This is a genomic window from Cupriavidus agavae, from assembly GCF_004217045.1.
In the GTDB taxonomy this organism is placed as follows: domain Bacteria; phylum Pseudomonadota; class Gammaproteobacteria; order Burkholderiales; family Burkholderiaceae; genus Cupriavidus; species Cupriavidus agavae.
On the sequence record NZ_SGXM01000012.1, the window covers coordinates 18,919 to 36,843 of the forward strand.

The 17,925-nt window shown below is 65.7% G+C and carries 20 protein-coding genes; 8 read left to right on the plus strand and 12 right to left on the minus strand.

Translation table 11 applies throughout. The annotated features are described in order from the left end of the window. Window positions 1-154: 154 nt before the first annotated feature. The gene (locus tag EV147_RS24320) at window positions 155-1,366 is read right to left on the minus strand and encodes an NAD(P)/FAD-dependent oxidoreductase (protein WP_130393796.1); all 1,212 of its coding nucleotides are present in this window, start codon (window positions 1,364-1,366) and stop codon (window positions 155-157) included. A 228-nt stretch (window positions 1,367-1,594) separates the two neighbouring features. Between EV147_RS24320 and EV147_RS26410 the strand changes: the two genes are divergently transcribed. Together EV147_RS26410 and EV147_RS24325 are read left to right on the plus strand one after the other, a co-directional pair. Continuing rightward, window positions 1,595-1,723, plus strand: coding sequence for a hypothetical protein (locus tag EV147_RS26410; protein WP_268907508.1), 129 nt, complete (start codon window positions 1,595-1,597; stop codon window positions 1,721-1,723). Window positions 1,724-1,834: 111 nt separating this feature from the next. Next, a complete protein-coding gene (locus tag EV147_RS24325) occupies window positions 1,835-2,278 on the plus strand; it encodes a carboxymuconolactone decarboxylase family protein (protein ID WP_198680355.1) in 444 nt (147 codons plus the stop codon). 109 nt (window positions 2,279-2,387) lie between these two features. Here EV147_RS24325 and flgL read toward each other — a convergent pair whose 3' ends face one another. The 11 genes from flgL to flgB all read right to left on the minus strand — a co-directional run bounded on the left by flgL (window position 2,388) and on the right by flgB (window position 13,259). Continuing rightward, window positions 2,388-3,626 carry a flagellar hook-associated protein FlgL gene (gene flgL / locus EV147_RS24330; RefSeq protein ID WP_130393798.1) on the minus strand — a complete coding sequence of 413 codons (1,239 nt, stop codon included), beginning with the start codon at window positions 3,624-3,626 and terminating at the stop codon, window positions 2,388-2,390. A gap of 40 nt (window positions 3,627-3,666) precedes the next feature. After that, the gene (gene flgK, locus EV147_RS24335; protein WP_130393799.1) at window positions 3,667-5,592 is read right to left on the minus strand and encodes a flagellar hook-associated protein FlgK; all 1,926 of its coding nucleotides are present in this window, start codon (window positions 5,590-5,592) and stop codon (window positions 3,667-3,669) included. A 264-nt stretch (window positions 5,593-5,856) separates the two neighbouring features. Next, the gene (gene flgJ, locus EV147_RS24340; RefSeq protein ID WP_130393800.1) at window positions 5,857-6,867 is read right to left on the minus strand and encodes a flagellar assembly peptidoglycan hydrolase FlgJ; all 1,011 of its coding nucleotides are present in this window, start codon (window positions 6,865-6,867) and stop codon (window positions 5,857-5,859) included. 11 nt (window positions 6,868-6,878) lie between these two features. Further along, entirely contained in the window at window positions 6,879-8,063 is a 1,185-nt protein-coding gene (locus EV147_RS24345; RefSeq protein WP_130393801.1) for a flagellar basal body P-ring protein FlgI, read from the minus strand. 7 nt (window positions 8,064-8,070) lie between these two features. Further along, complete coding sequence (gene flgH / locus EV147_RS24350; protein WP_130393802.1) at window positions 8,071-8,775, minus strand: flagellar basal body L-ring protein FlgH; 705 nt, start codon at window positions 8,773-8,775, stop codon at window positions 8,071-8,073. A 10-nt stretch (window positions 8,776-8,785) separates the two neighbouring features. Beyond that, on the minus strand, window positions 8,786-9,571 hold the full coding sequence (flgG, locus tag EV147_RS24355) for a flagellar basal-body rod protein FlgG (RefSeq protein ID WP_130393803.1): 786 nt from the start codon (window positions 9,569-9,571) through the stop codon (window positions 8,786-8,788). 17 nt (window positions 9,572-9,588) lie between these two features. Then, window positions 9,589-10,332 (minus strand): flagellar basal-body rod protein FlgF, encoded by a 744-nt coding sequence (flgF, locus tag EV147_RS24360; RefSeq protein WP_130393804.1) that lies wholly within the window; start codon window positions 10,330-10,332, stop codon window positions 9,589-9,591. 23 nt (window positions 10,333-10,355) lie between these two features. Next, complete coding sequence (gene flgE, locus EV147_RS24365) at window positions 10,356-11,600, minus strand: flagellar hook protein FlgE (protein WP_130393805.1); 1,245 nt, start codon at window positions 11,598-11,600, stop codon at window positions 10,356-10,358. Between the two features lie 109 nt (window positions 11,601-11,709). After that, the gene (locus EV147_RS24370) at window positions 11,710-12,381 is read right to left on the minus strand and encodes a flagellar hook assembly protein FlgD (RefSeq protein ID WP_130393806.1); all 672 of its coding nucleotides are present in this window, start codon (window positions 12,379-12,381) and stop codon (window positions 11,710-11,712) included. A 41-nt stretch (window positions 12,382-12,422) separates the two neighbouring features. After that, complete coding sequence (gene flgC / locus EV147_RS24375) at window positions 12,423-12,830, minus strand: flagellar basal body rod protein FlgC (RefSeq protein WP_130393807.1); 408 nt, start codon at window positions 12,828-12,830, stop codon at window positions 12,423-12,425. A gap of 12 nt (window positions 12,831-12,842) precedes the next feature. Then, a complete protein-coding gene (flgB, locus tag EV147_RS24380) occupies window positions 12,843-13,259 on the minus strand; it encodes a flagellar basal body rod protein FlgB (RefSeq protein WP_130393896.1) in 417 nt (138 codons plus the stop codon). Window positions 13,260-13,490: 231 nt separating this feature from the next. On the opposite strand from flgB, the gene flgA reads away from it, so the two are divergent. The 6 genes from flgA to EV147_RS24405 all read left to right on the plus strand — a co-directional run bounded on the left by flgA (window position 13,491) and on the right by EV147_RS24405 (window position 17,667). Beyond that, window positions 13,491-14,240, plus strand: a complete 750-nt coding sequence (gene flgA / locus EV147_RS24385) for a flagellar basal body P-ring formation chaperone FlgA (RefSeq protein WP_130393808.1) — start codon at window positions 13,491-13,493, stop codon at window positions 14,238-14,240. A 223-nt stretch (window positions 14,241-14,463) separates the two neighbouring features. After that, a complete protein-coding gene (flgM, locus tag EV147_RS24390) occupies window positions 14,464-14,778 on the plus strand; it encodes a flagellar biosynthesis anti-sigma factor FlgM (protein ID WP_130393809.1) in 315 nt (104 codons plus the stop codon). A 4-nt stretch (window positions 14,779-14,782) separates the two neighbouring features. Next, the gene (locus tag EV147_RS24395) at window positions 14,783-15,247 is read left to right on the plus strand and encodes a flagellar protein FlgN (RefSeq protein ID WP_130393810.1); all 465 of its coding nucleotides are present in this window, start codon (window positions 14,783-14,785) and stop codon (window positions 15,245-15,247) included. Between the two features lie 157 nt (window positions 15,248-15,404). Further along, on the plus strand, window positions 15,405-15,575 hold the full coding sequence (locus EV147_RS26195) for a hypothetical protein (RefSeq protein ID WP_198680353.1): 171 nt from the start codon (window positions 15,405-15,407) through the stop codon (window positions 15,573-15,575). Window positions 15,576-15,713: 138 nt separating this feature from the next. Continuing rightward, the gene (locus tag EV147_RS24400; protein ID WP_130393811.1) at window positions 15,714-16,751 is read left to right on the plus strand and encodes an FUSC family protein; all 1,038 of its coding nucleotides are present in this window, start codon (window positions 15,714-15,716) and stop codon (window positions 16,749-16,751) included. Window positions 16,752-16,761: 10 nt separating this feature from the next. Next, window positions 16,762-17,667, plus strand: coding sequence for a YihY/virulence factor BrkB family protein (locus tag EV147_RS24405; protein WP_130393812.1), 906 nt, complete (start codon window positions 16,762-16,764; stop codon window positions 17,665-17,667). The last annotated feature ends 258 nt before the right edge of the window (window positions 17,668-17,925 follow it).

A 17,925-nucleotide genomic window follows, 5' to 3' on the forward strand; every position in this document is an offset into this window, starting at 1 on the left:
GGGGATGCCGTTGTCGGATGCCAGTATGGCTCCGCTTCGCGCCCCAAGCCACCGACATGCGTTCATAGCAGGTATGGCTTTTCTGACACTCCCGTCAGGCGGGCAAAAAAAATGGCGACCCCGGAGGATCGCCCTTCTTGTTCATTCCAGCCACTCAGGCCACGACGATACGGCGCGGGTCGGCCGATGCCAATGCCTCGGCGCGGTTCGCGCCAGGCGGATAGATCCATTCGGTGTTGATCTTCGTCTTCAATGCCTTGGCTTCGGCGCCGGACAACTTCACCTGACGATCCCAGCCCTCGGTGTACACCGCACCCCATGGGCCCAGATCGAGGCATGTCACATACTTCGGCTGGCTGTATGGAATCGGCTGCTGCCCGAGCAGGTCGGCCGCTACATTGTGGCCAGCCGAGCGGCCCAGGTTCATGGCGTGCTGACACGACATCATGGTCACATTACCCTCGTCGTCGGTCGCCGCACGCGCTACGTCGCCGGTGGCGTAGACATGTTCCACGCCATCCACCTTCAGGTTGCGGTCGACATGGAGGCGGCCGAAGTTGTCGCGCGGCGCGGGGATCTGGTCCGTCAGCGCACTGGCGCGCGCGCCGGCGGTCCAGATCACCGTCTGGGCATCGACACGCTCGCCGCTTTCCAGCGTGACGCCGCTGGCATCCACCGATGCCACGCCAGACCCCAGCTTCCACGTCACACCCAGCTCGGTCAGTGCCTCGGTAATCACCGGGCGCGGGCCCTGCCCCAGATCCGGGCCGATCTCGCCATTGCGCTCCACCAGGATGACGCGTACAGCCGTATCCGCACCGAGCACTTCGCGCAGCCGCGCCGGCATTTCGGCCGCTGTCTCGATACCGGTGAAGCCGGCACCGGCGATCACCACCGTGTTGCGCGCCAGGCTGTCGGGGCGGTCGGCCAGGCCGTGCAGATGGGCTTCCAGGCGCGAGGCATCGGCCACCTGATCGACATTGAACGCGTGCGCTTCGAGTCCGTCGATCGCAGGCCGGAAGAGGCGGCTGCCGGCTGCCAGCACGAGCCGGTCATAGCCCAGCGTCTGGTGCGAGGTGTCCGCGCCCACACCCTTCACGGCCACTTCTCGCGCTGCCACGTCGATGCGCTCCACGATGCCTTGAACAAAGCGCACGCCCGTGGCGGCAAAGATCTCCAGCAGCGGTGCCTTCATCTTCAGCGGGTTCTGTTCATAGAGCCGGGGACGCACATGCAGCGCAGGTTCCGGCGCAACCAGCACGATCTCGACGTCGGTGCGAGCGGCCTCGTCGAGCAGACGAGCCGAAGCGAGGGCGCTCCACATGCCGGCAAAGCCGGCCCCAATTACCAGAATACGTTGTGACATCTCTACTGCTCCTGATGGAATCTGTACTGCACTGACCGGCGTGGCCGCCTGCGTCTCCGGGCCGCTTCGTTCGCCGCGCCTTAACTACGATTGTATGAGTCGTAGTTAAGGTCCGCAAGTTTTTTTTAGGCAAGGTCAGGAAAACCGATCCTCTGCTTGCGGCATTCCATCGGATGGACTATCTTTATCTCCGACTACATGAGTCGTAGTAAAGATATGGAGTTGATCATGAGACGGTTTGGTTGGGTAGGCATGCTGGCCGCATTGGCTGTACTGGCAACCGGCATCGCCACATGGGCGGCAGCCGAGGGGGCGCTTGCGCCGCAAGGCTCGCATGGCGTGCTGCTGGGTGCGTAACATGCCGATGGCACGAACGCCGCCAGCCAGGCCTCCGGGCCTCCTTACCCGGCGACCTGACCACCTCCGGCAACCCCATACAAAATTCACCACCAACCCTGGCACCAAGGACTGACCATGCGTATCGACTACACCCAAACCTCTCCGGCCGGCGTCAAGGCGCTTGGCACGGTCTACGGCTACATCACCCAGTCCGGCCTCGACCCCGTGCTGGTGGAACTGACCTACCTGCGCATCAGCCAGATCAACGGTTGCGCGTACTGCCTGGACATGCACACGCGCGAATTGACGCGCAAGGGCATTGACGTGCAGAAGCTCGCCCTGGTGCAGGTCTGGCATGAAGCGGGGGATCTGTTTTCCGTGCGCGAGAAGGCGGCACTTGCGTGGGCGGAAACCGTCACACGTGTCGCCGATACGCACGTGCCAGACGAGGCATTCGCAGCGGCTGCCGCAGTCTTCGGAGACAAGGAACTGGCCGACCTGACCATCGCGATCGGCCTGATGAACGCCTTCAACCGTCTCGCCATCAGCTTCCGCCGCGCGCCAGCGCCATAAAGACAAGAAGCCCGCGCTCCGAATGGAGACGCGGGCTTCCTGGAGTGGAGTGGTGCCTGGTCGATCGCGCCGACCAAGCACAGCGCCGATCCGGCGCCTCCCTAAGCGATCAACGCAGGTACTGGAACAGGTTCATGCCCTGGATCTGCATGAACGATTGCTGCGCGCCCTGCAGTGCCGTCTGGCGCTGATAGTACTCGCCAATCGCGGCGGCGTAGTCCAGGTCCTGCAGGTTCGACAGGGTCTGGGCGTTGCTCAGGTCGCGGTTCTCGCCGATCGTGTCCAGCGCATCCAGTTCGTTCATGCGCGAACCCACCGAGGCACGTACCGTCAGCACGTTGTCGAGCGAGTTGTTGTTCTGGCGCAGCGCCGTGGCGATCACGTTCTGCAGGTTGGCGTTGGCCGTTTCCTGCGAGGTACCGGAGTTGATCGGCTGCTTCAGCGCGTCGATCACGTCCTTGAGGTTGGCGAAGACGTCGGCGCCAGCCTGCTGGGCCGGTTGCGCGGTCATCGTGTCGCCGTCGGCGGGCGTACCCTTCACGGAGAACGAGACGCCAGCCACGTTGATCGAACCACCGTCGACGTAGTCGACCGGGCCGGCGATTGCAGCGCCCGTCGAGGCATTGGTCACCGTGTACTGCATCTTGCCGGTGCCGGCGTCGGTCTGGAACGAAACTGCCAGCGACGTGCCGTAGAGCGGATTGCTCGGGTCCGTCACCGAAATCGCACCATACGTGGCCGTGCCGTCGTTGGCACTGTTGCCCTTGAGCACGTAGCCCGCGCTGTTGCTGACCGACTGGAATACTTCCGCGCCCGTGTTGCCCACGGCCATCTGGCGAGAGACATCCACCTGCAGGAGCTTGTGTCCGGTGTCGCCCTGATAGGTGACATTGCCCGCGGCATCCGCCGCGAACGGCACGGTACCGGTTTTCAGGCCCGCGAACAGGTAGTTGCCGGTGCCGTCATCGGCATTGGCCAGGCCCAGCAGTTGATCGTACTGGCCCTGCAGCGCGGTGGCCAGCGAGGCGCGATCGGTATCGCTGAGCGTACCGTTACCGGCGTTCACCAGCAGCGTCTTCACGCTTTGCAGCACCGTGGTCACGGTGGTCAGCGAATTTTCCTCGAGCGCCAGCGCCGAGTTGGCTTCCTTGCGCGAGGCGGTGTACTGGCCGTTGACGGCGCCTGCCTGGGCCACGCCCAGCGCGCGCGTGGCAGCGACGGGGTCGTCCGACGGCGTGAGGATACGGCGGCCCGTGCCAAGCTGCTGCTGTACGTGCATCAGCAGCGACTGCTGGCTGTTCATCGAGGCCAGGCCCTGATGGTAGAGGGTAGAGGTTGCGACGCGCATTGCGAGGATTCCTTCCGGTTGTTCTCAGGGATGGCTACGATCAGCGGCCGATGCCGATCAGGGTGTCGAAGACCGTGCTGGCGGCCTGGATGACCTTGGCGTTGGCCTGGTAGAGCTGCTGGAACTTGAGCAGGTTCACGGTTTCCTCATCCATGTTCACGCCCGATACCGACTGCTGCGCGTTATAGACCTGGGTCGTGATGCTGTCCTGCGAGTTCGAGGCGATCAGCGCCGATTTGGTCTTGCTGCCCACGTCGTTGACCAGCGTGGCGTAGGCATCGTTGAAGCTCGACGTGCCATTGATCGTCTTGGCGGTCTGCAGCTTGGCCAGTGCCAGCGCGTTGCCGTTGTCAGAAACCGAACCGGCGTTGTTCGACAGCGTGAACGTATCGCCGTTCTTCGGTGTGCCGCCGAAGCTGAACGTCATGCCGTTCAGCGTGTAGTCCACGCCGGAAGCGGTCGGCGTGGGCGCCGGCTGCGGCGCCAGCGGCGTACCTGCCGCATCGGAGAAGACATAGGCCGAGGTGGCGCTGTCGTAGCGGGCCGTGATCGGGCCGGCCAGCAGCGTGAAGCCAGCTGCCACATTGGTCAGCTTGGCCGTGCCGGTGCCGGCGTTGTTCGTGGCGGCGTCGGCGCGCGACGGCGATGCGGCGGCAATCTTGGCCGGGTCCGTGATCAGCGTATCGAAGCCGGCGGCGGCATTGCGCGTGGGCTGGATCTCGAACGAGTCACTCGCGTTCATCGCCGAATTGAGGCTGATCTGGAAACCGTCCGCTTCGAGCGTCATCGGGTACGTGGCGGTACCCAGCGGCTGCGTGGCCACTACGGCGTTGTCAGACTTGCGCGTCAGCGTGTAGATGCCGTTGGTCACCTTGAGCGTGTAGTCGCTGGTCGTCAGGTCGCTGGTGTTCCGGATCGTGGCATTGACGAGGGCGCCCGAAGTGTTGCCGGCGTTGGCGAACACCTGGGCCTTGCCCAGCGCGAACATGTCGGTGCCGATGGCGCCGTTCAGGTCGATACCGAGCTTGTGCTGGTCGTTGAACTTCTGGCCGATGGCCAGCGACAGGCGGCCAATGGCGTTCTGTGCCGGTTCGAGCGATTCCGAGCGGAACCGCAGGAAGCCACCAATCGAGCCGCCGGTAATCGAGCCTTCCTCGGCTTCATAGGTGACGTCGCTGCCCGGGATCGTGTAGCCGATCACGGTGCGGCTCGGGTCCGACGCCGAGGCGACGGCCTTCAGTTCGTAGGCATCGGTGCCCATCACGAGCGGCTGGCCGTTGCCGACGAACACGTTGTACGTATTGCCGTCCTGCACCACCACCTTGGCCCCGACCAGTTCGGTCAGCTTGGCCACGGCCTGGTCGCGCTGGTCGAGCAGGTCGTTCGGCGCCTGGCCACCCGATGCCGCGGTCATGCGCGCGATCTCGCCGTTCAGGTTGGCGATCTGCTTGGTGTAGTCGTTGACCTGCGTGACCGACGACTTGATCTGCGTGTTCAGGCCATCCTGCAGTTGCTTGAAGTAGTCGCTCGACGACTTCATCTGGCCGGCCAGCGCCTGAGCGGCCGAGAGCAGGCCCTGGCGCGCGGCGGTATCGGCCGGCGTGTTCGACACGGTCTGCACCGCGGCAAAGAACTTCTGCATCAGCGGCGCCAGGCCGCCCTTCTGGTCGGCCAGCAGGTTGTCGATCTGCGAGATCTGGTCGGCGTAGGTTGCCAGTTCGGCACTGGCCGAGGTGGCGCCGCGCAGCTGGCCGGTCAGGAAGCTGTCGTACACGCGCTGCACGGTCACCGTGTTCGAGCCCTGGCCGTAGAAGCCCGAGCCGGTGTAGTTGCCGCCCGCCGACGCGATGATCGTGTTCTGGCGCGTGTAGCCCGCCGTGGCGGCGTTGCTGAAGTTGTGGCCCACCGTGGTGAGGCCGTTCTGCGCGACGTTGAGGCCCGACAGACCGATATTAAACAGAGACATGTTCGTCTGACTCCGGATCGAATGGCTAGCCGGCGGCGTCAGGCCGGCGGCGATGGATACGTTGGATAACGGCCGGAAAGCGGCGCGACTTTAGCGTCGCAAACGGTGGAATCCTGTGTTGATTGTCAGTGCTTACTTTTGATGTGTTTCAACGTGCGAGCGGGTGCAGCGCGACCGGTGTGGTAGCGCTGGGGTTCATCCGAAGTCTTGTTCCCCCTCTCCCACGCAGTGGGAGAGGGGAGAACACAATCGGAAAGCGTCAGATCAGGTCGACACCTTCTTCATGATCCTTACCAGCTTCTCGCCGTACGCCGGATCGGTTGCATACCCTGCGCGTTGCAAACCATGCGCGGCTTCGTCGGCGTTCGATGCCGCCACCACGCCCGCATAACGCGGATTGTTGGTCAGCAGGCGCGCGTAGTCATTGCAGGCTTCCTCGTACGAGCCATAGGCGCGGAACTTTGCCCGCGTCTTGACCGGTTGCCCATCCACGTACTCGGTGGTCAGGATCTCGGTCGTCGGCCCCTTCCAGTTGGCACCGGCCTTGATGCCGAACACGTTGAACGAGGTGGAGCCGTCCGGGTTGCGGATCTCGCGCCGGCCCCAGCCCGATTCCAGCGCGGCCTGGCCGACGATCAGCTTGGCCGGCACGCCCGAGGCACGCGCGGCGGCCATCGCGGGCTCCGCCATGCGGTTCACGAAATTGCTGATGTGTTCCGGCGAATCGTCGGGCAACTGGCCGAGTTGCGCCTGACCGTTACCCTGCCAGTCGGCCTGGTTCTGGTACTGGCGCACGCCGGCGTTGGGATTCCACGTCGCGCCGGGCAGCGTGGTGCCCACCGGCGGCGGGCCGTCGGCGTCGGTGGCGCCACGGCTGTTGAGCAGTTGCGCCAGCTCCGCGTCGCGTACGCTGGCGCCGGTGATGCCGCCGGCGGGGGCCATGCCCGGCGGCAGTTCGGTGCCCGTGGCACGCGCCAGCTGCCGCAGCATCGCGTCGGCCAGGCCGATGCCGCGCGACGAGATCTGCTGCGACATCTGCTGGTCCATCATCGACATGTACATCTTGGTCTGCTCGTTGTCGAACAGGCCATCTGACGGCGTGGCGTCGCGCATGCTCTTGAGCACCATGTGCGTGAACACGGCTTCGAACTGCTTGGCGGCCGCCTGCAGCGTGGCAGTGGTGTTCCCGGCCCGCGACTGGTTCTTGAGCGCCTCGAACCCCTGCGTGTCGAGGGCGAAGCGCTGGGTCAGGTCGCCGGCGCTGGTGGTCGTCATGCCCGCCGCCATCAGATGATCTCCAGTTCGGCGCGCAGTGCGCCGGCCGAACGCATGGCTTCGAGGATCGTCTGCAGGTCTGCCGGCGTCGCGCCCAGCGCGTTCAATCCCTTGACCACGGCGGCCAGCGATGCGCCTGCCTTGACGATCTGCAGCGAACCGCCATCGCGCTTGAGGTCGATCTGCGACACCGGCGCCACCACGGTCTGGCCCTGGCTGAACGGCGCGGGCTGGCTGATCACCGGCTGCGTGTTGATGACCACCGACAGGTTGCCGTGCGCAATGGCGCAGTCTTCCACGGTAACCGCCTGGTTCATCACGATCGAGCCCGTGCGGGCGTTCAGGATGACCTTGGCGGCAGCCTTGGCCGGCGTCACGTCGAGGTTCTCGATGCGTGCCATGAAACCCACCCGTGCGGCCGGCGTCTGCGGCGTGCGCACCTGCACCACGCGGCCGTCCATCGCGGCAGCGGTGCCCGGGCCGACGTTGCGGTTGATCGCCTCGACCACGCGCTCGGCGGTGCCGAAATCGGTGTCCTTGAGTTCCAGGTTGATATAGCCGCCCTGCGGCTCGAACGGCGCCACGGCACGTTCGACGATCGCGCCGTTGGCGATGCGGCCCACGGCGAGCTGGTTGATCTGCACCTTGCTGCCGTTGGCGGACGCACCTGCGCCGCCCACCAGCATGTTGCCCTGCGCGATGGCGTAGACCTGGCCATCGGCGCCCTTGAGCGGCGTCATCAGCAGCGTGCCGCCGCGCAGGCTCTTGGCATTGCCCATCGACGACACCACGACGTCCATCTGGCTACCCGGCTGGGCGTAGGCGGGCAGCGTGGCGGTCACCATCACGGCGGCCACGTTCTTGAGCTGCATGTTCTTGCCGGCCGGCAGCGTGATGCCCAGTTGCGAGAGCATGTTCTGCAGGCTCTGCGTCGTGAACGGCGTCTGCATGGTCTGGTCGCCGGTGTTGTCCAGGCCCACGACCAGGCCGTAGCCAACCAGCGGGTTGTCCCGCACGCCCTGGAACGTGGCCAGGTTCTTCAGGCGTTCCGCATGCGCGGCGCCGGCGCCCAGCCCCAGGAACAGGGCCAGCAGCAGGCAGGCGAGGGACGCGGCGCGGCCATGGCGGAAACGGCAGCCGGGCAGCTTGCCAGCAGGCGAGCCCGGCTGGAAGGAAGGCTTCGGAGACAGAAACATGGCGGGATCAGTACGGTAGGACATTGAGGAAGAAGCGCTGCAGCCAGCCCATGTTCTGTGCTTCGTCGATATACCCCTTGGCGGTGTATTCGATGCGTGCATCCGCCACCTGCGTCGACAGCACGCCGTTATCGCCGGTGATGGTGCGCGGGTTGACCACGCCCGAGAAGCGGATGAACTCCGCACCCTGGTTGATGGCCATCTGCTTCTCGCCGGACACCACGAAGTTGCCGTTCGGCAGCACCTCCAGCACGGTCACCGTGATGGTGCCGTTGAACGTGTTCGCCGCCGATGCCCCGCCGCTGGCCTTCAGCGCGTTGGCGCCGGAGATGTCGGCGTTCTGGCTCGTGCCGAACAGGCCCGCCAGCGCACGCGGCACCGCATTGAACGCGAGGTTCGTGCTGCCCGTGCGGCTGGCGTTGGAGCCCGAGTTCTTGCTGGCGTTGACGTTCTCCGTGATCACGATGGTCAGGATGTCGCCAACGTTGCGCGGCCGCCGGTCCTCGAACAGCGGATTGCTGGCGTACGAGGATGCAAAGATCGAACCCGTGGAGGGGCCCAGCGGGCGCGGCTCGGCGCGCGCCGTGGTGGGCAACTGCACGAGCGGCTCCTTCGGCATCATCGCGCAGCCGCCGCTCGCCAGCGCGGCCAGGCCGACGATGACGTAGACGACGAATGCACCGATGCGATACTGCGTGGCGGCCATGGTCATTCCCGTTTCTTCAACCCATCTGGGTCAGGCGTTGCAGCATCTGGTCAGACGTCTGCACGGCCTTGCTGTTGATCTCGTAAGCGCGCTGGGTCTGGATCATGCTGACCAGTTCTTCCACCACGTTCACGTTCGACGATTCCACATAGTTGTTCTGCAGCGTGCCCGCACCGTTCAGGCCCGGCACCGTGGTATTCGGCGCGCCCGAGGCGTCGGTCTGCGCGTACAGGTTCTCGCCGAGGCTTTCGAGGCCGGTCGGGTTGGCGAACGTTGCCACCTGGATCTGGCCCACCGTCACGGCGTTGGTCTGGCCCGGCTGCGTCACGGTCACCGTACCGTCACGGGCAATGTTCAGGCCCGTGTAGTTGGCCGGCAGCGTGATGGCCGGATTCAGCACGAAACCGCTCGACGTCACGAGCTGGCCGTTCGGGTCTACCTGGAACGAACCGTCGCGCGTGTAGGTGGTGGTGCCGTCCGGCATCGTCACCTGGAAGAAGCCCTGGCCGATGATGGCCACGTCGCGCGAGTTGCCCGTTTGCTGCGGGTTGCCCTGCGTATGGATGCGTTCCGTGGCCACGGGGCGCACGCCGGTACCGATCTGCATGCCCGAGGGCAGCACGGTCTGGTCCGACGACAGCGCGCCGGGCTGGCGGATCGTCTGGTACATCAGTTCCTCGAACACGGCGCGGCTTTTCTTGAAGCCCGAGGTGGACACGTTGGCCAGGTTGTTCGAGATCACGTCCATCTGCGTCTGCTGCGCATCGAGGCCGGTCTTGGCAATCCAGAGAGAGCGGATCATGGTGTTCCTAGAATTCGTTAGTTGTTCGACAGCAGCGCGTTGGCGCGCTGGTCGTTGGTGTCGGCGCCAGTGATCATCTTCATCTGCATCTCGAAGCGGCGCGCATTGGCGATCATGTCGACCATGGCCTCGACCGGGTTGACGTTGCTGCCTTCGAGCGCGCCCGAAATCACGCGTACCGTGGCGTCCTGCTGCAGCGCATCCACGCCGGGGCGCAGGCGGAAGAAGCCGTCGTCACCGCGCGCCAGCCCTTCGGGCGGCGGCGAGACCACGCGCAGCTTGCCAACCTGTGCCAGGCCGTTGGCCGCCTCGCCGGGACCGCGTGCCACCACGCTGCCGTCGGTGCCGATCGAAACCGTGGCGCCGGGCGGCACAGCGATCGGGCCGCCGTCGCCCATCACCGGGCGGCCGCCCGAGGTCTGCAGCTGGCCGTCGGCCGACACCTGCAGCGCACCGGCGCGGGTATAGGCTTCCGAGCCATCGGGCATCTGCACCGCCAGCCAGCCGTTGCCCCCGAGGGCCACGTCGAGATCGCGGCCCGTGTAGGTCAGCGGGCCGGCCTTCATGTCGGCGCCCGGAGTCGAGGCCAGCGTGAAGGCGCGCGTCTGCGTTTCCTGGCCCTGCACCGGGACAGCCCGGTACAGGTTCACCTGCGCCTTGAATGCCGGCGTGGAGGCGTTGGCCAGGTTGTTCGATACCGCGGCCTGCTGGTCGAGTATCTGCTTGGCGCCCGACAGGGCGGTGTAGATCATGCGGTCCATGGCGATGCTTCAGCGGGGCCGGCTTAGATGTTCACCAGGGTCTGCAGGACGGTGTCCTGCGCCTTGATGGTCTGGGCGTTGGCCTGGTAGTTGCGCTGGGCAACGATCAGGTTGACCAGCTGGCCGGACAGGTCGACGTTCGACTCTTCCACGGCAAACGAGCGCAGCTTGCCCAGCGAGCCGCCTGCAGCACCCAGCAGTTCCTGGCCCGACGAGCCGGTGGCGGACCACACGTTGTCGCCTTCGGGCTTCAGGCCCTCGACGTTGCCGAACGATGCCAGGGCGATCTGGCCCAGCGACAGCGTCTGCTCGTTCGAGTACGAACCCAGGATCGTGCCGTCTTCCTGCACCGCGTAGCTGACCAGCGAACCCGACGTGTAGCCGTTCTGCACGATGCTCTTCGGGTCGTTGTCCGCGCCGAACTGCGTGCTGCCCGTCAGGTCCAGACGCGCCGTCATGGCGGCGGCGCCGTTGGCGGCCGGCAGCGTGATGTTGGGCATGGTGGCGGCGGTCGGCGCGCGCAGCGTGCCGTTATTGTCGTACGACAGCGTAACGGTCTGCAGCACGTTGCCAGCCGAGTCGGTCACGTTCATCGACCAGTCGGTGCCGCCGAACGCGTTGGTCGGCGCCGGGGCAACCGGCGGGCCGGCCACGACCGACTTGCCGAAGTAGGCGGTCAGCTGTTGCTTGTTGCCCAGCGAGTCATAGGCCGTCATGGCCGTGCTGTAGCTGAACATCGACGAGTCCGCGCGGGTGGCCGGCGTGCTGGCGAAAACGTTGGTAGGCGCGGCGCTGCGCGAATCGAGCTGGAACTGCGCGGCGATGTTGGTGGTGGCGCGCGGAGGCATCTGCGCGTTGCTGATCGTCAGCGGCTGCGGTGCCACGCCCCCGGCGGTAGTACCGGCCGGATAGCCGGTGACCTGCAGGCCGGTGCCGTTGACCAGCGAGCCATCGTCCAGGCGCGAGAGCTGGCCGTTACGCGAATAGAACACCTGGCCGTCGGCGTTGAGCAGGCGGAAGAAGCCGCTGCCGTTGCTGATGGCCACGTCCATGCTGCGGCCCGACGCGGACACCGTGCCGTTGGCAAACGATTGCACCACGGCGTTCACGCGCGTGCCCAGGCCGATCTTCGAGCCCGCGTACACGTCGGCGAACTGCGCCGTCGATTGCTTGAAGCCAACCGTGTTCGCGTTGGCGATGTTGTTGCCGATCACGTCCAGGTTGGACGCTGCGGCGTTGATGCCGCTTACCCCTTGACCAAAACCCATGATTTTCCCCTTTTGTAGGCTGTCGTTCGTAAGATGCCCGCGCGTATGCCGGACCGGGTGATACGTGAATCTCGTTGTGAATACCTTGTTGCGCAGCTGTCGTGGCCGATCAGGAAATGCGGCGCACGTCGTCGACGTTGGCCGTCTTGCCGTCGCCCAGGTCCACCAGCACGCCAGTGCTGTCGCCGCTGATGGCCTGTACCTTGCCGTAGATCAGCGCGATCGGGCTGACGTCCTTGCCGTCGGCGGTGGCCGTGACCTTGAAGGCGTAGTCGCCGTCCGCCACCAGGTTGCCGGCGTCGTTCTTGCCGTCCCAGGCCACATCGTGCACGCCGGCCTTCTGGCCCTTCATGTCGATCGTGCGCACCACGTTGCCCTTGTCGTCGAGCACCTGGACGATCACGCTGTCGGCCGTGGTCGGCACATCGACACCGATCTTGCCCGGCACGCCGCCGGCCACGCTCACTTCGGAGCCCGGCACCATCACGGTCTTGCCGATCAGCGCGGCGGAGTCCATCGCGCGGCCTGCCGCCGTCTGCGTCAGCAGCTGCGTCATGGTCTCGTTCATGGTCTGCAGGCCGCTCACGGTGCTGATCTGCGCCAGTTGCGAGGTCAGCTGCGAGTTGTCCATCGGGTTCAGCGGGTCCTGGTTGGTCATCTGGGTGACCAGCATCTTCAGGAAATTGCTTTGCAGGTCGGCCGCGCTCGCGCTGCCGCTCTGCAGGGCCTGGTTCACCCCCGAGTTGGAGGTGCTGTTGCCTACGGAAGAAGTCGTTGCCATGTTGTGTTCCGGCTAAACAGAGAGTTCTGGGATTGGAGGCGTCACTGACCGATGGTCAGCGTCTTGAGCATCATGGTCTTGGCGGTGTTGAGCACCTCCACGTTGGCCTGGTAGGAACGCGAGGCCGAGATCATGTTGACCATCTCCTCCACCGGGTTCACGTTGGGCATCGTCACGTAGCCGTTGGCGTCGGCCAGCGGATGCGACGGGTTGTGCACCATGCGGGCCGGCGCACTGTCTTCCATCACGCCAGCTACCTGCACGCCGCCCACGTCGGTCTGGCCCGGTGTGGGGGCCATCTCGAAGATCACCTGCTTGGCGCGGTACGGCTGGCCGTTCGGCGCCACCGCGCTGTCCGCGTTGGCCAGGTTCGAGGCCGTCACGTTCATGCGCTGCGACTGCGCGGCCATGGCCGAGCCGGCCACGTCGAAAATGTTCATGGAGCCCATGGCGTCTCTCCGTTAGCTCTGGATCGCCGACAGCATCGTCTTGATCTTCGAGCTCATGACCGTGAGGCCCGCCTCGTAGTGCATGGTGTTGTCGGCAAACGCCACGCGCTCGGTATCCATTTCCACGGTGTTGCCGTCGATGCTCGACTGCAGCGGAATGCGGTACTGCAGGTCGCGCTCGTTATTGCTGATCGCGGGGGCCTGGCCCGGCAGGTGCCGCGCCGCCGTGGTGGACAGCGACACGCCATCGCGCTGCTGGTTGCCGCGCTCCACGGACTGCGCCAGCGTGCTGGCGAAATCGAAGTCGCGCGACTTGTAGCCCGGCGTGTCCGCGTGGGCGATGTTCGAGGCAATCACCGATTGCCGCTGGGTCCGCAGGCTCAGCGCTTCCTGCTGGAAGCGGAACGCCGCATCGAGTCTGTCCATGATGTCTGCCTTTCCTGCAATGGCTTCATTTCGGGGAGAGAGCTGCCGTAGACCTGGGTATACCTTCCGCATACGCCCGGCCGGGCTTCTTCAGGGTTGCCATCTTAGGGGCCGGGTTGTCACGCCAATCGCGCGAATAGGCACGAGAAATCCGCGCATTTCCGGTTCGGTCTCTCGCGCGAGCCTGCCTACAATGGCTGCCACTGATCGCCACATCCTTGCTGGGATGACCCTATGACTCTCTCTCGCCAGGCCGCCGCGCTGCTGGCCGCCGCCGGCATTGCGCTGGCCCCGTCCGCCATGGCCGCGCAGGTCACGCCCGTGGCCATGCCCGGTGCCGCGCCCGCGCATGCCGCCGCCGCAAACCCGTTTACCGATGATCCCGCCCGCACGGCGGTCGAGCAGTTCCTGCTGCGCCAGGCCAACGGCCTGCCGGGCAAGGTCAGCGTGCAGGTGGTGCCGCCCTCGGGCGGCCGCGCGCCCGACTGCTTCAACCCCGAGCCGTTCCTGCCCGCCGGTGCCGCCGCCTATGGCCGCGTCAACGTAGGCGTGCGCTGCGGCGGGGACCGGCCGTGGACGCGCTACATGCAGGCGCGCGTCTCGGTGCTGACCGACTACTACGTGGCGGCCCGTTCGATGGGCCCGGGCGAGACCATCACGGCCGCCGACCTGGAGGTCCGCCAGGGCGATCTGGGCGCGTTGCCGCGTGCGGTTGTGACCGATCCGTCCCAGGTGGAGGGCTCGGTCGCGGCCAATCGCATCGCCGCCGGATCGCCGCTGCGTACCGACCTGCTCAAGCGGCCGATCGCCGTCAAGCTTGGCCAGACCGTCAATGTGACGGTCGAGGGCCAGTCGTTCCAGCTGAGCAGCGAGGGCAAGGTGCTGGCGGATGCCGCGACTGGCGCCAACGTCCAGGTCCGGCTCAGGAACGGCCAGGTCGTGAGCGGCGTGGTGCGCAGCGGCGACACCGTGGCGCTGCAGTGACGTTTCATATTACTCACGCATCACTTTTAGTACCGGGAAGTTAGTCGTCACACGGGCTGGGGCCCCCGACCAGGCAGCAATTGGATGTGGCAGCAATCGGAGCAGGCAGACCGTGCGAGAATGCGGCCAACCCGTTCCGGGATCGGCCGAAAATCGCCGGGAAGCCGCTAAAGTTTCCGGCGCGTAGTCCGATAAGTCAGAGGAACCCAGCAAGGATTTCATCGTGAAGATCAATAACTCCACTCCGTCCCGGCCCGCCGACACCGCGGCTACCGAAGGCAACGCCCGCGCGGCCGCCACCGGTGCCACGTCGGACACCAACGCCCTGAACGGCGTGCGCGTCAGCCCGCTGGCCGCACAGGTGCGCGAGATTGGTACGCGCCTGCTGCAGGACAGCGACAGCGACATCGACGCCGCCAAGGTGGCGGAAGTCCGTCAGGCGATTGCGGAAGGCCGGATCAAGATCGATCCCAGCAAGATCGCCGATGGCTTGCTCGCCTCTTTGCACGAGCTGAGCCAGGCACCCAGCCAAACCTGACACCATGAACCAGGCAGCCCTGATCCAGTCCCTTTCGGTTGAAGCCAACGCCATCGCGGCCTTTGGCCGCGCCCTTGCAGACGAACGCGAGGCCATCAAGCGGCAGGATTTCCAGGCGTTGAGCACGCTGCTCAACCAGAAGATGGAACTGGCCCAGGGGCTGAACCTGGCCACCGCGGCGCGCGAGGCGCAGATGATCGCCCTCGGCCTGCGCATCGGTGCGGGCGGCCTGCTGGTCGGCCGCGAGATCGATCCGCAGGTAGCCGAGCTGTGGCGCAAGGTGGTCTTCTTTGCGCACAAGGCCAAGGACGCCAACGACCTGAACGGCGCCATCGTCAACGCCCACCTGGAGTTCACGCAGGAAGCCATCCAGGTACTGCGCCAGGGCGGCACGCCGCCGAATGAAATGTACGGCCGCGACGGGCGCGCCAGCGCCGGCGCCAACGGCGTCAGCCTGGCGGCCGGCTGATCCCCCGGGCACGCGTCAGCGCCTGCCTACGCCATGCTCGGCCAACGTCCTATGTTGGCCGGTGCGGTTCCTCCCTACATTGACGTTAGGCCACACGCCACCTGTGCCTCGGGCAGCGGTGGCGTCCGGTAAACAAGACAATGTCCGGAGGAACGCCATGTCATTCGCACTCTACGTCGTCGGGCTCCTGCTGCTGGTGGGCGGCATCGCCTGGGCCATGTCCACCGCGGGCCTGGCGCTCGTCTATATCGGTATTGCCTGCGTGATCGTGCTCGGTATCGGCATCATGTCGGCGGTATCGCGCACGCGCACCAAAGATCCGTCCTGACGCCACGGCATGACCGTGGATCTTTCGCAGCCGCCGGGCCAGTCCCGGCCGCCCGGCCTCCGGAATGTAAACATTGCGGAACATGGGGCTCGCTCTATACACTCGAAGCGTTCAGATCTCCGCACGGTGATCGCCGCCATGTTCGAGGCACTGCGAAAAACAACCAGCGCGCTGTTCGACCCCGACCGACGGTTCCGCCAGGCCCGCATCTTCCACGCGGTGCGGGTGGCGCTCGCGCTGCTGGTGTCGATCGCGCTGACGACCGGCATCGATATCCCGCATGGCGAATGGGCCACCATCACGGTGCTCGTGGTCATCGGCGGGCTCCAGCATCACGGCAACATCCGCAAGCGCGCGGCCGAACGCGGCGCGGGCACTGTCCTGGGCGCCCTGCTCGGGCTGTTCGTGATCGTGCAGGGGGCTTACTTCGGCCTGCCGCTGCTGACCTGGGGACTGCTGGCCGTCATCAGCGGCTATTGCGCCTATCACGCGGTGGGCAAGGGCGGCTATGTGGCGCTTCTGACTGCCATCACCGTGATCATCACCGCCGGCCACGGCAACCAGGATGTCTACGACGCCGTCTGGCGCACCGCCGATGTGCTGATCGGCACTGCCATCGCCCTGGTGTTCTCGTTCGCGCTGCCCGCCTATGCCTCGTATTCGTGGCGCTTCAAGCTGGCGGGCCTGTTGCGCGCCTGCGCCGCCGTCCACGCCAAGATCGAGCGCGGCCTGCGCGACGAGAAGGAGCGGCAGCAGGACATGATGAAGCTGTCGGCCGCGCTGGTGCAGCTGCGCAGCCTGATCCCGTCGGTGGCCAAGGAAACGGACGTGACCACCGCCGATCTGGAAGAAGTGCAGCACAGTGCCCGCGTCTGCATCAGCGCGCTTGAAATGCTGGCCGCCGTGGAGCCCGAACTGGCCGGCACCGACGGCCAGGAGCAGACCATCCGCGACCTGCTGCTGGAAATGGCCAGTGCGCTGGAGAGCGGCGACGAGTCAATGGTCCGCGAGAACGCCTCGCTGCCCGCGCCGCACCCCGACGACCCGTCGGTCGGCCACAGTTCGCATGCCTTCCTGACGCTGCAGCTGTCGTCCGAATTGGCCCATCTGCGCGACCACCTCTCGCAGATGGCATCACGGACCCGGTTCCCGTACGCCGTACGGGCGGCTGCCTGATGGCACCGGCATGCCGCTGCCCGACGCCCGCACGCACTCGCTGTTCCGACACCCCGCCCGCTTCCTGCTCCAGGCGCTGAAGAACTTCCGCGCCAACCAGGGGCTGCTGCTGGCCGGCGCCGTGGCGTACTACGCGCTGCTGTCGATCGTGCCGCTGCTGATCCTGATGCTGATCGGTCTCTCGCACGTGATCGAGCCCGCCCGGCTGCTCGATACGCTGGCCCGCTACCTCGAATGGCTGCTCCCGGGACAATCCCGCGCACTGGTGGCCGAGTTGTCGCGCTTCATGACCAACCGGGGCGTGATTGGCTGGGTGCTGGCCGTCACCATGATCTTCTTCAGCTCGCTGGCGTTCACCGTGCTCGAAAACGCCATGTCCGTGATCTTCATCCATCGCGTGGCCATCCGGCGCCGGCATTTCCTGGTCTCGGCCATCCTGCCCTACTGCTACATCCTCGTGCTCAGCGTGGGGCTGCTGATCGTCACGGTTATGGCAGGCGGGCTGCAGACGCTGGGCGAGCGGCACCTCGAACTGCTCGGGTTCGACTGGTCACTCGACCGCCTGTCGGGCGGCCTGCTCTACCTGCTGGGGTTCGCCGGGGAGGTACTGCTGCTGACCTCGATCTACATGGTCATGCCGGTGGGGCGCCTTTCCGTGCGCCATGCGCTGATGGGCGCATTGTTCGCCGCCGGGTTCTGGGAAATCTCGCGCCACGTGCTGGTCTGGTATTTCTCGACGCTCTCCCAGGTGGGCCGGGTCTATGGCTCGCTGACCACGGCCATCGTGGTGCTGCTGAGCCTGGAGATCGCCGCCACGCTGTTGCTGTTCGGCGCCCAGATCATCGCCGATTTCGAACGGGCCGAGCGCGCGGAGCGGCGCAAGGGCACGGATGACGGCGAAGCCTTTCATACCTGACCGGGGCATGACTATATTGGGTACGGCGCGCTGCAAAGCCTTTGCGTTGCGAATGGATCACATTTTTGCGGCGATAACCCAGTAGCTTGCTCGGACTCTTCTATAAGACATAAGAATCGTGTGTTTCGTCCATAGGCGATCTGTCCGACGATGACGGCTTTTGGCGCCGCGTAACATGAAGATGCCATCAGGAAGCCTAAATCCGGCCTGAATCCCTCTGCATACAACCAACAAATTTCACATGAAGGATCACACCCC

Excerpts from the sequence above, each read along its gene's own strand:
- EV147_RS24320 (WP_130393796.1), bottom strand. The coding sequence starts at position 1,366 with ATGTCACAACGTATTCTGGTAATTGGGGCCGGCTTTGCCGGCATGTGG.
- EV147_RS26410 (WP_268907508.1), top strand. The coding sequence starts at position 1,595 with ATGAGACGGTTTGGTTGGGTAGGCATGCTGGCCGCATTGGCTGTACTG.
- flgL (WP_130393798.1), bottom strand. The coding sequence starts at position 3,626 with ATGCGCGTCGCAACCTCTACCCTCTACCATCAGGGCCTGGCCTCGATG.
- flgK (WP_130393799.1), bottom strand. The coding sequence starts at position 5,592 with ATGTCTCTGTTTAATATCGGTCTGTCGGGCCTCAACGTCGCGCAGAAC.
- flgJ (WP_130393800.1), bottom strand. The coding sequence starts at position 6,867 with ATGACGACCACCAGCGCCGGCGACCTGACCCAGCGCTTCGCCCTCGAC.
- EV147_RS24345 (WP_130393801.1), bottom strand. The coding sequence starts at position 8,063 with ATGTTTCTGTCTCCGAAGCCTTCCTTCCAGCCGGGCTCGCCTGCTGGC.
- flgH (WP_130393802.1), bottom strand. The coding sequence starts at position 8,775 with ATGACCATGGCCGCCACGCAGTATCGCATCGGTGCATTCGTCGTCTAC.
- flgG (WP_130393803.1), bottom strand. The coding sequence starts at position 9,571 with ATGATCCGCTCTCTCTGGATTGCCAAGACCGGCCTCGATGCGCAGCAG.
- flgF (WP_130393804.1), bottom strand. The coding sequence starts at position 10,332 with ATGGACCGCATGATCTACACCGCCCTGTCGGGCGCCAAGCAGATACTC.
- flgE (WP_130393805.1), bottom strand. The coding sequence starts at position 11,600 with ATGGGTTTTGGTCAAGGGGTAAGCGGCATCAACGCCGCAGCGTCCAAC.
- EV147_RS24370 (WP_130393806.1), bottom strand. The coding sequence starts at position 12,381 with ATGGCAACGACTTCTTCCGTAGGCAACAGCACCTCCAACTCGGGGGTG.
- flgC (WP_130393807.1), bottom strand. The coding sequence starts at position 12,830 with ATGGGCTCCATGAACATTTTCGACGTGGCCGGCTCGGCCATGGCCGCG.
- flgA (WP_130393808.1), top strand. The coding sequence starts at position 13,491 with ATGACTCTCTCTCGCCAGGCCGCCGCGCTGCTGGCCGCCGCCGGCATT.
- EV147_RS24395 (WP_130393810.1), top strand. The coding sequence starts at position 14,783 with ATGAACCAGGCAGCCCTGATCCAGTCCCTTTCGGTTGAAGCCAACGCC.
- EV147_RS26195 (WP_198680353.1), top strand. The coding sequence starts at position 15,405 with ATGTCATTCGCACTCTACGTCGTCGGGCTCCTGCTGCTGGTGGGCGGC.
- EV147_RS24400 (WP_130393811.1), top strand. The coding sequence starts at position 15,714 with ATGTTCGAGGCACTGCGAAAAACAACCAGCGCGCTGTTCGACCCCGAC.
- EV147_RS24405 (WP_130393812.1), top strand. The coding sequence starts at position 16,762 with ATGCCGCTGCCCGACGCCCGCACGCACTCGCTGTTCCGACACCCCGCC.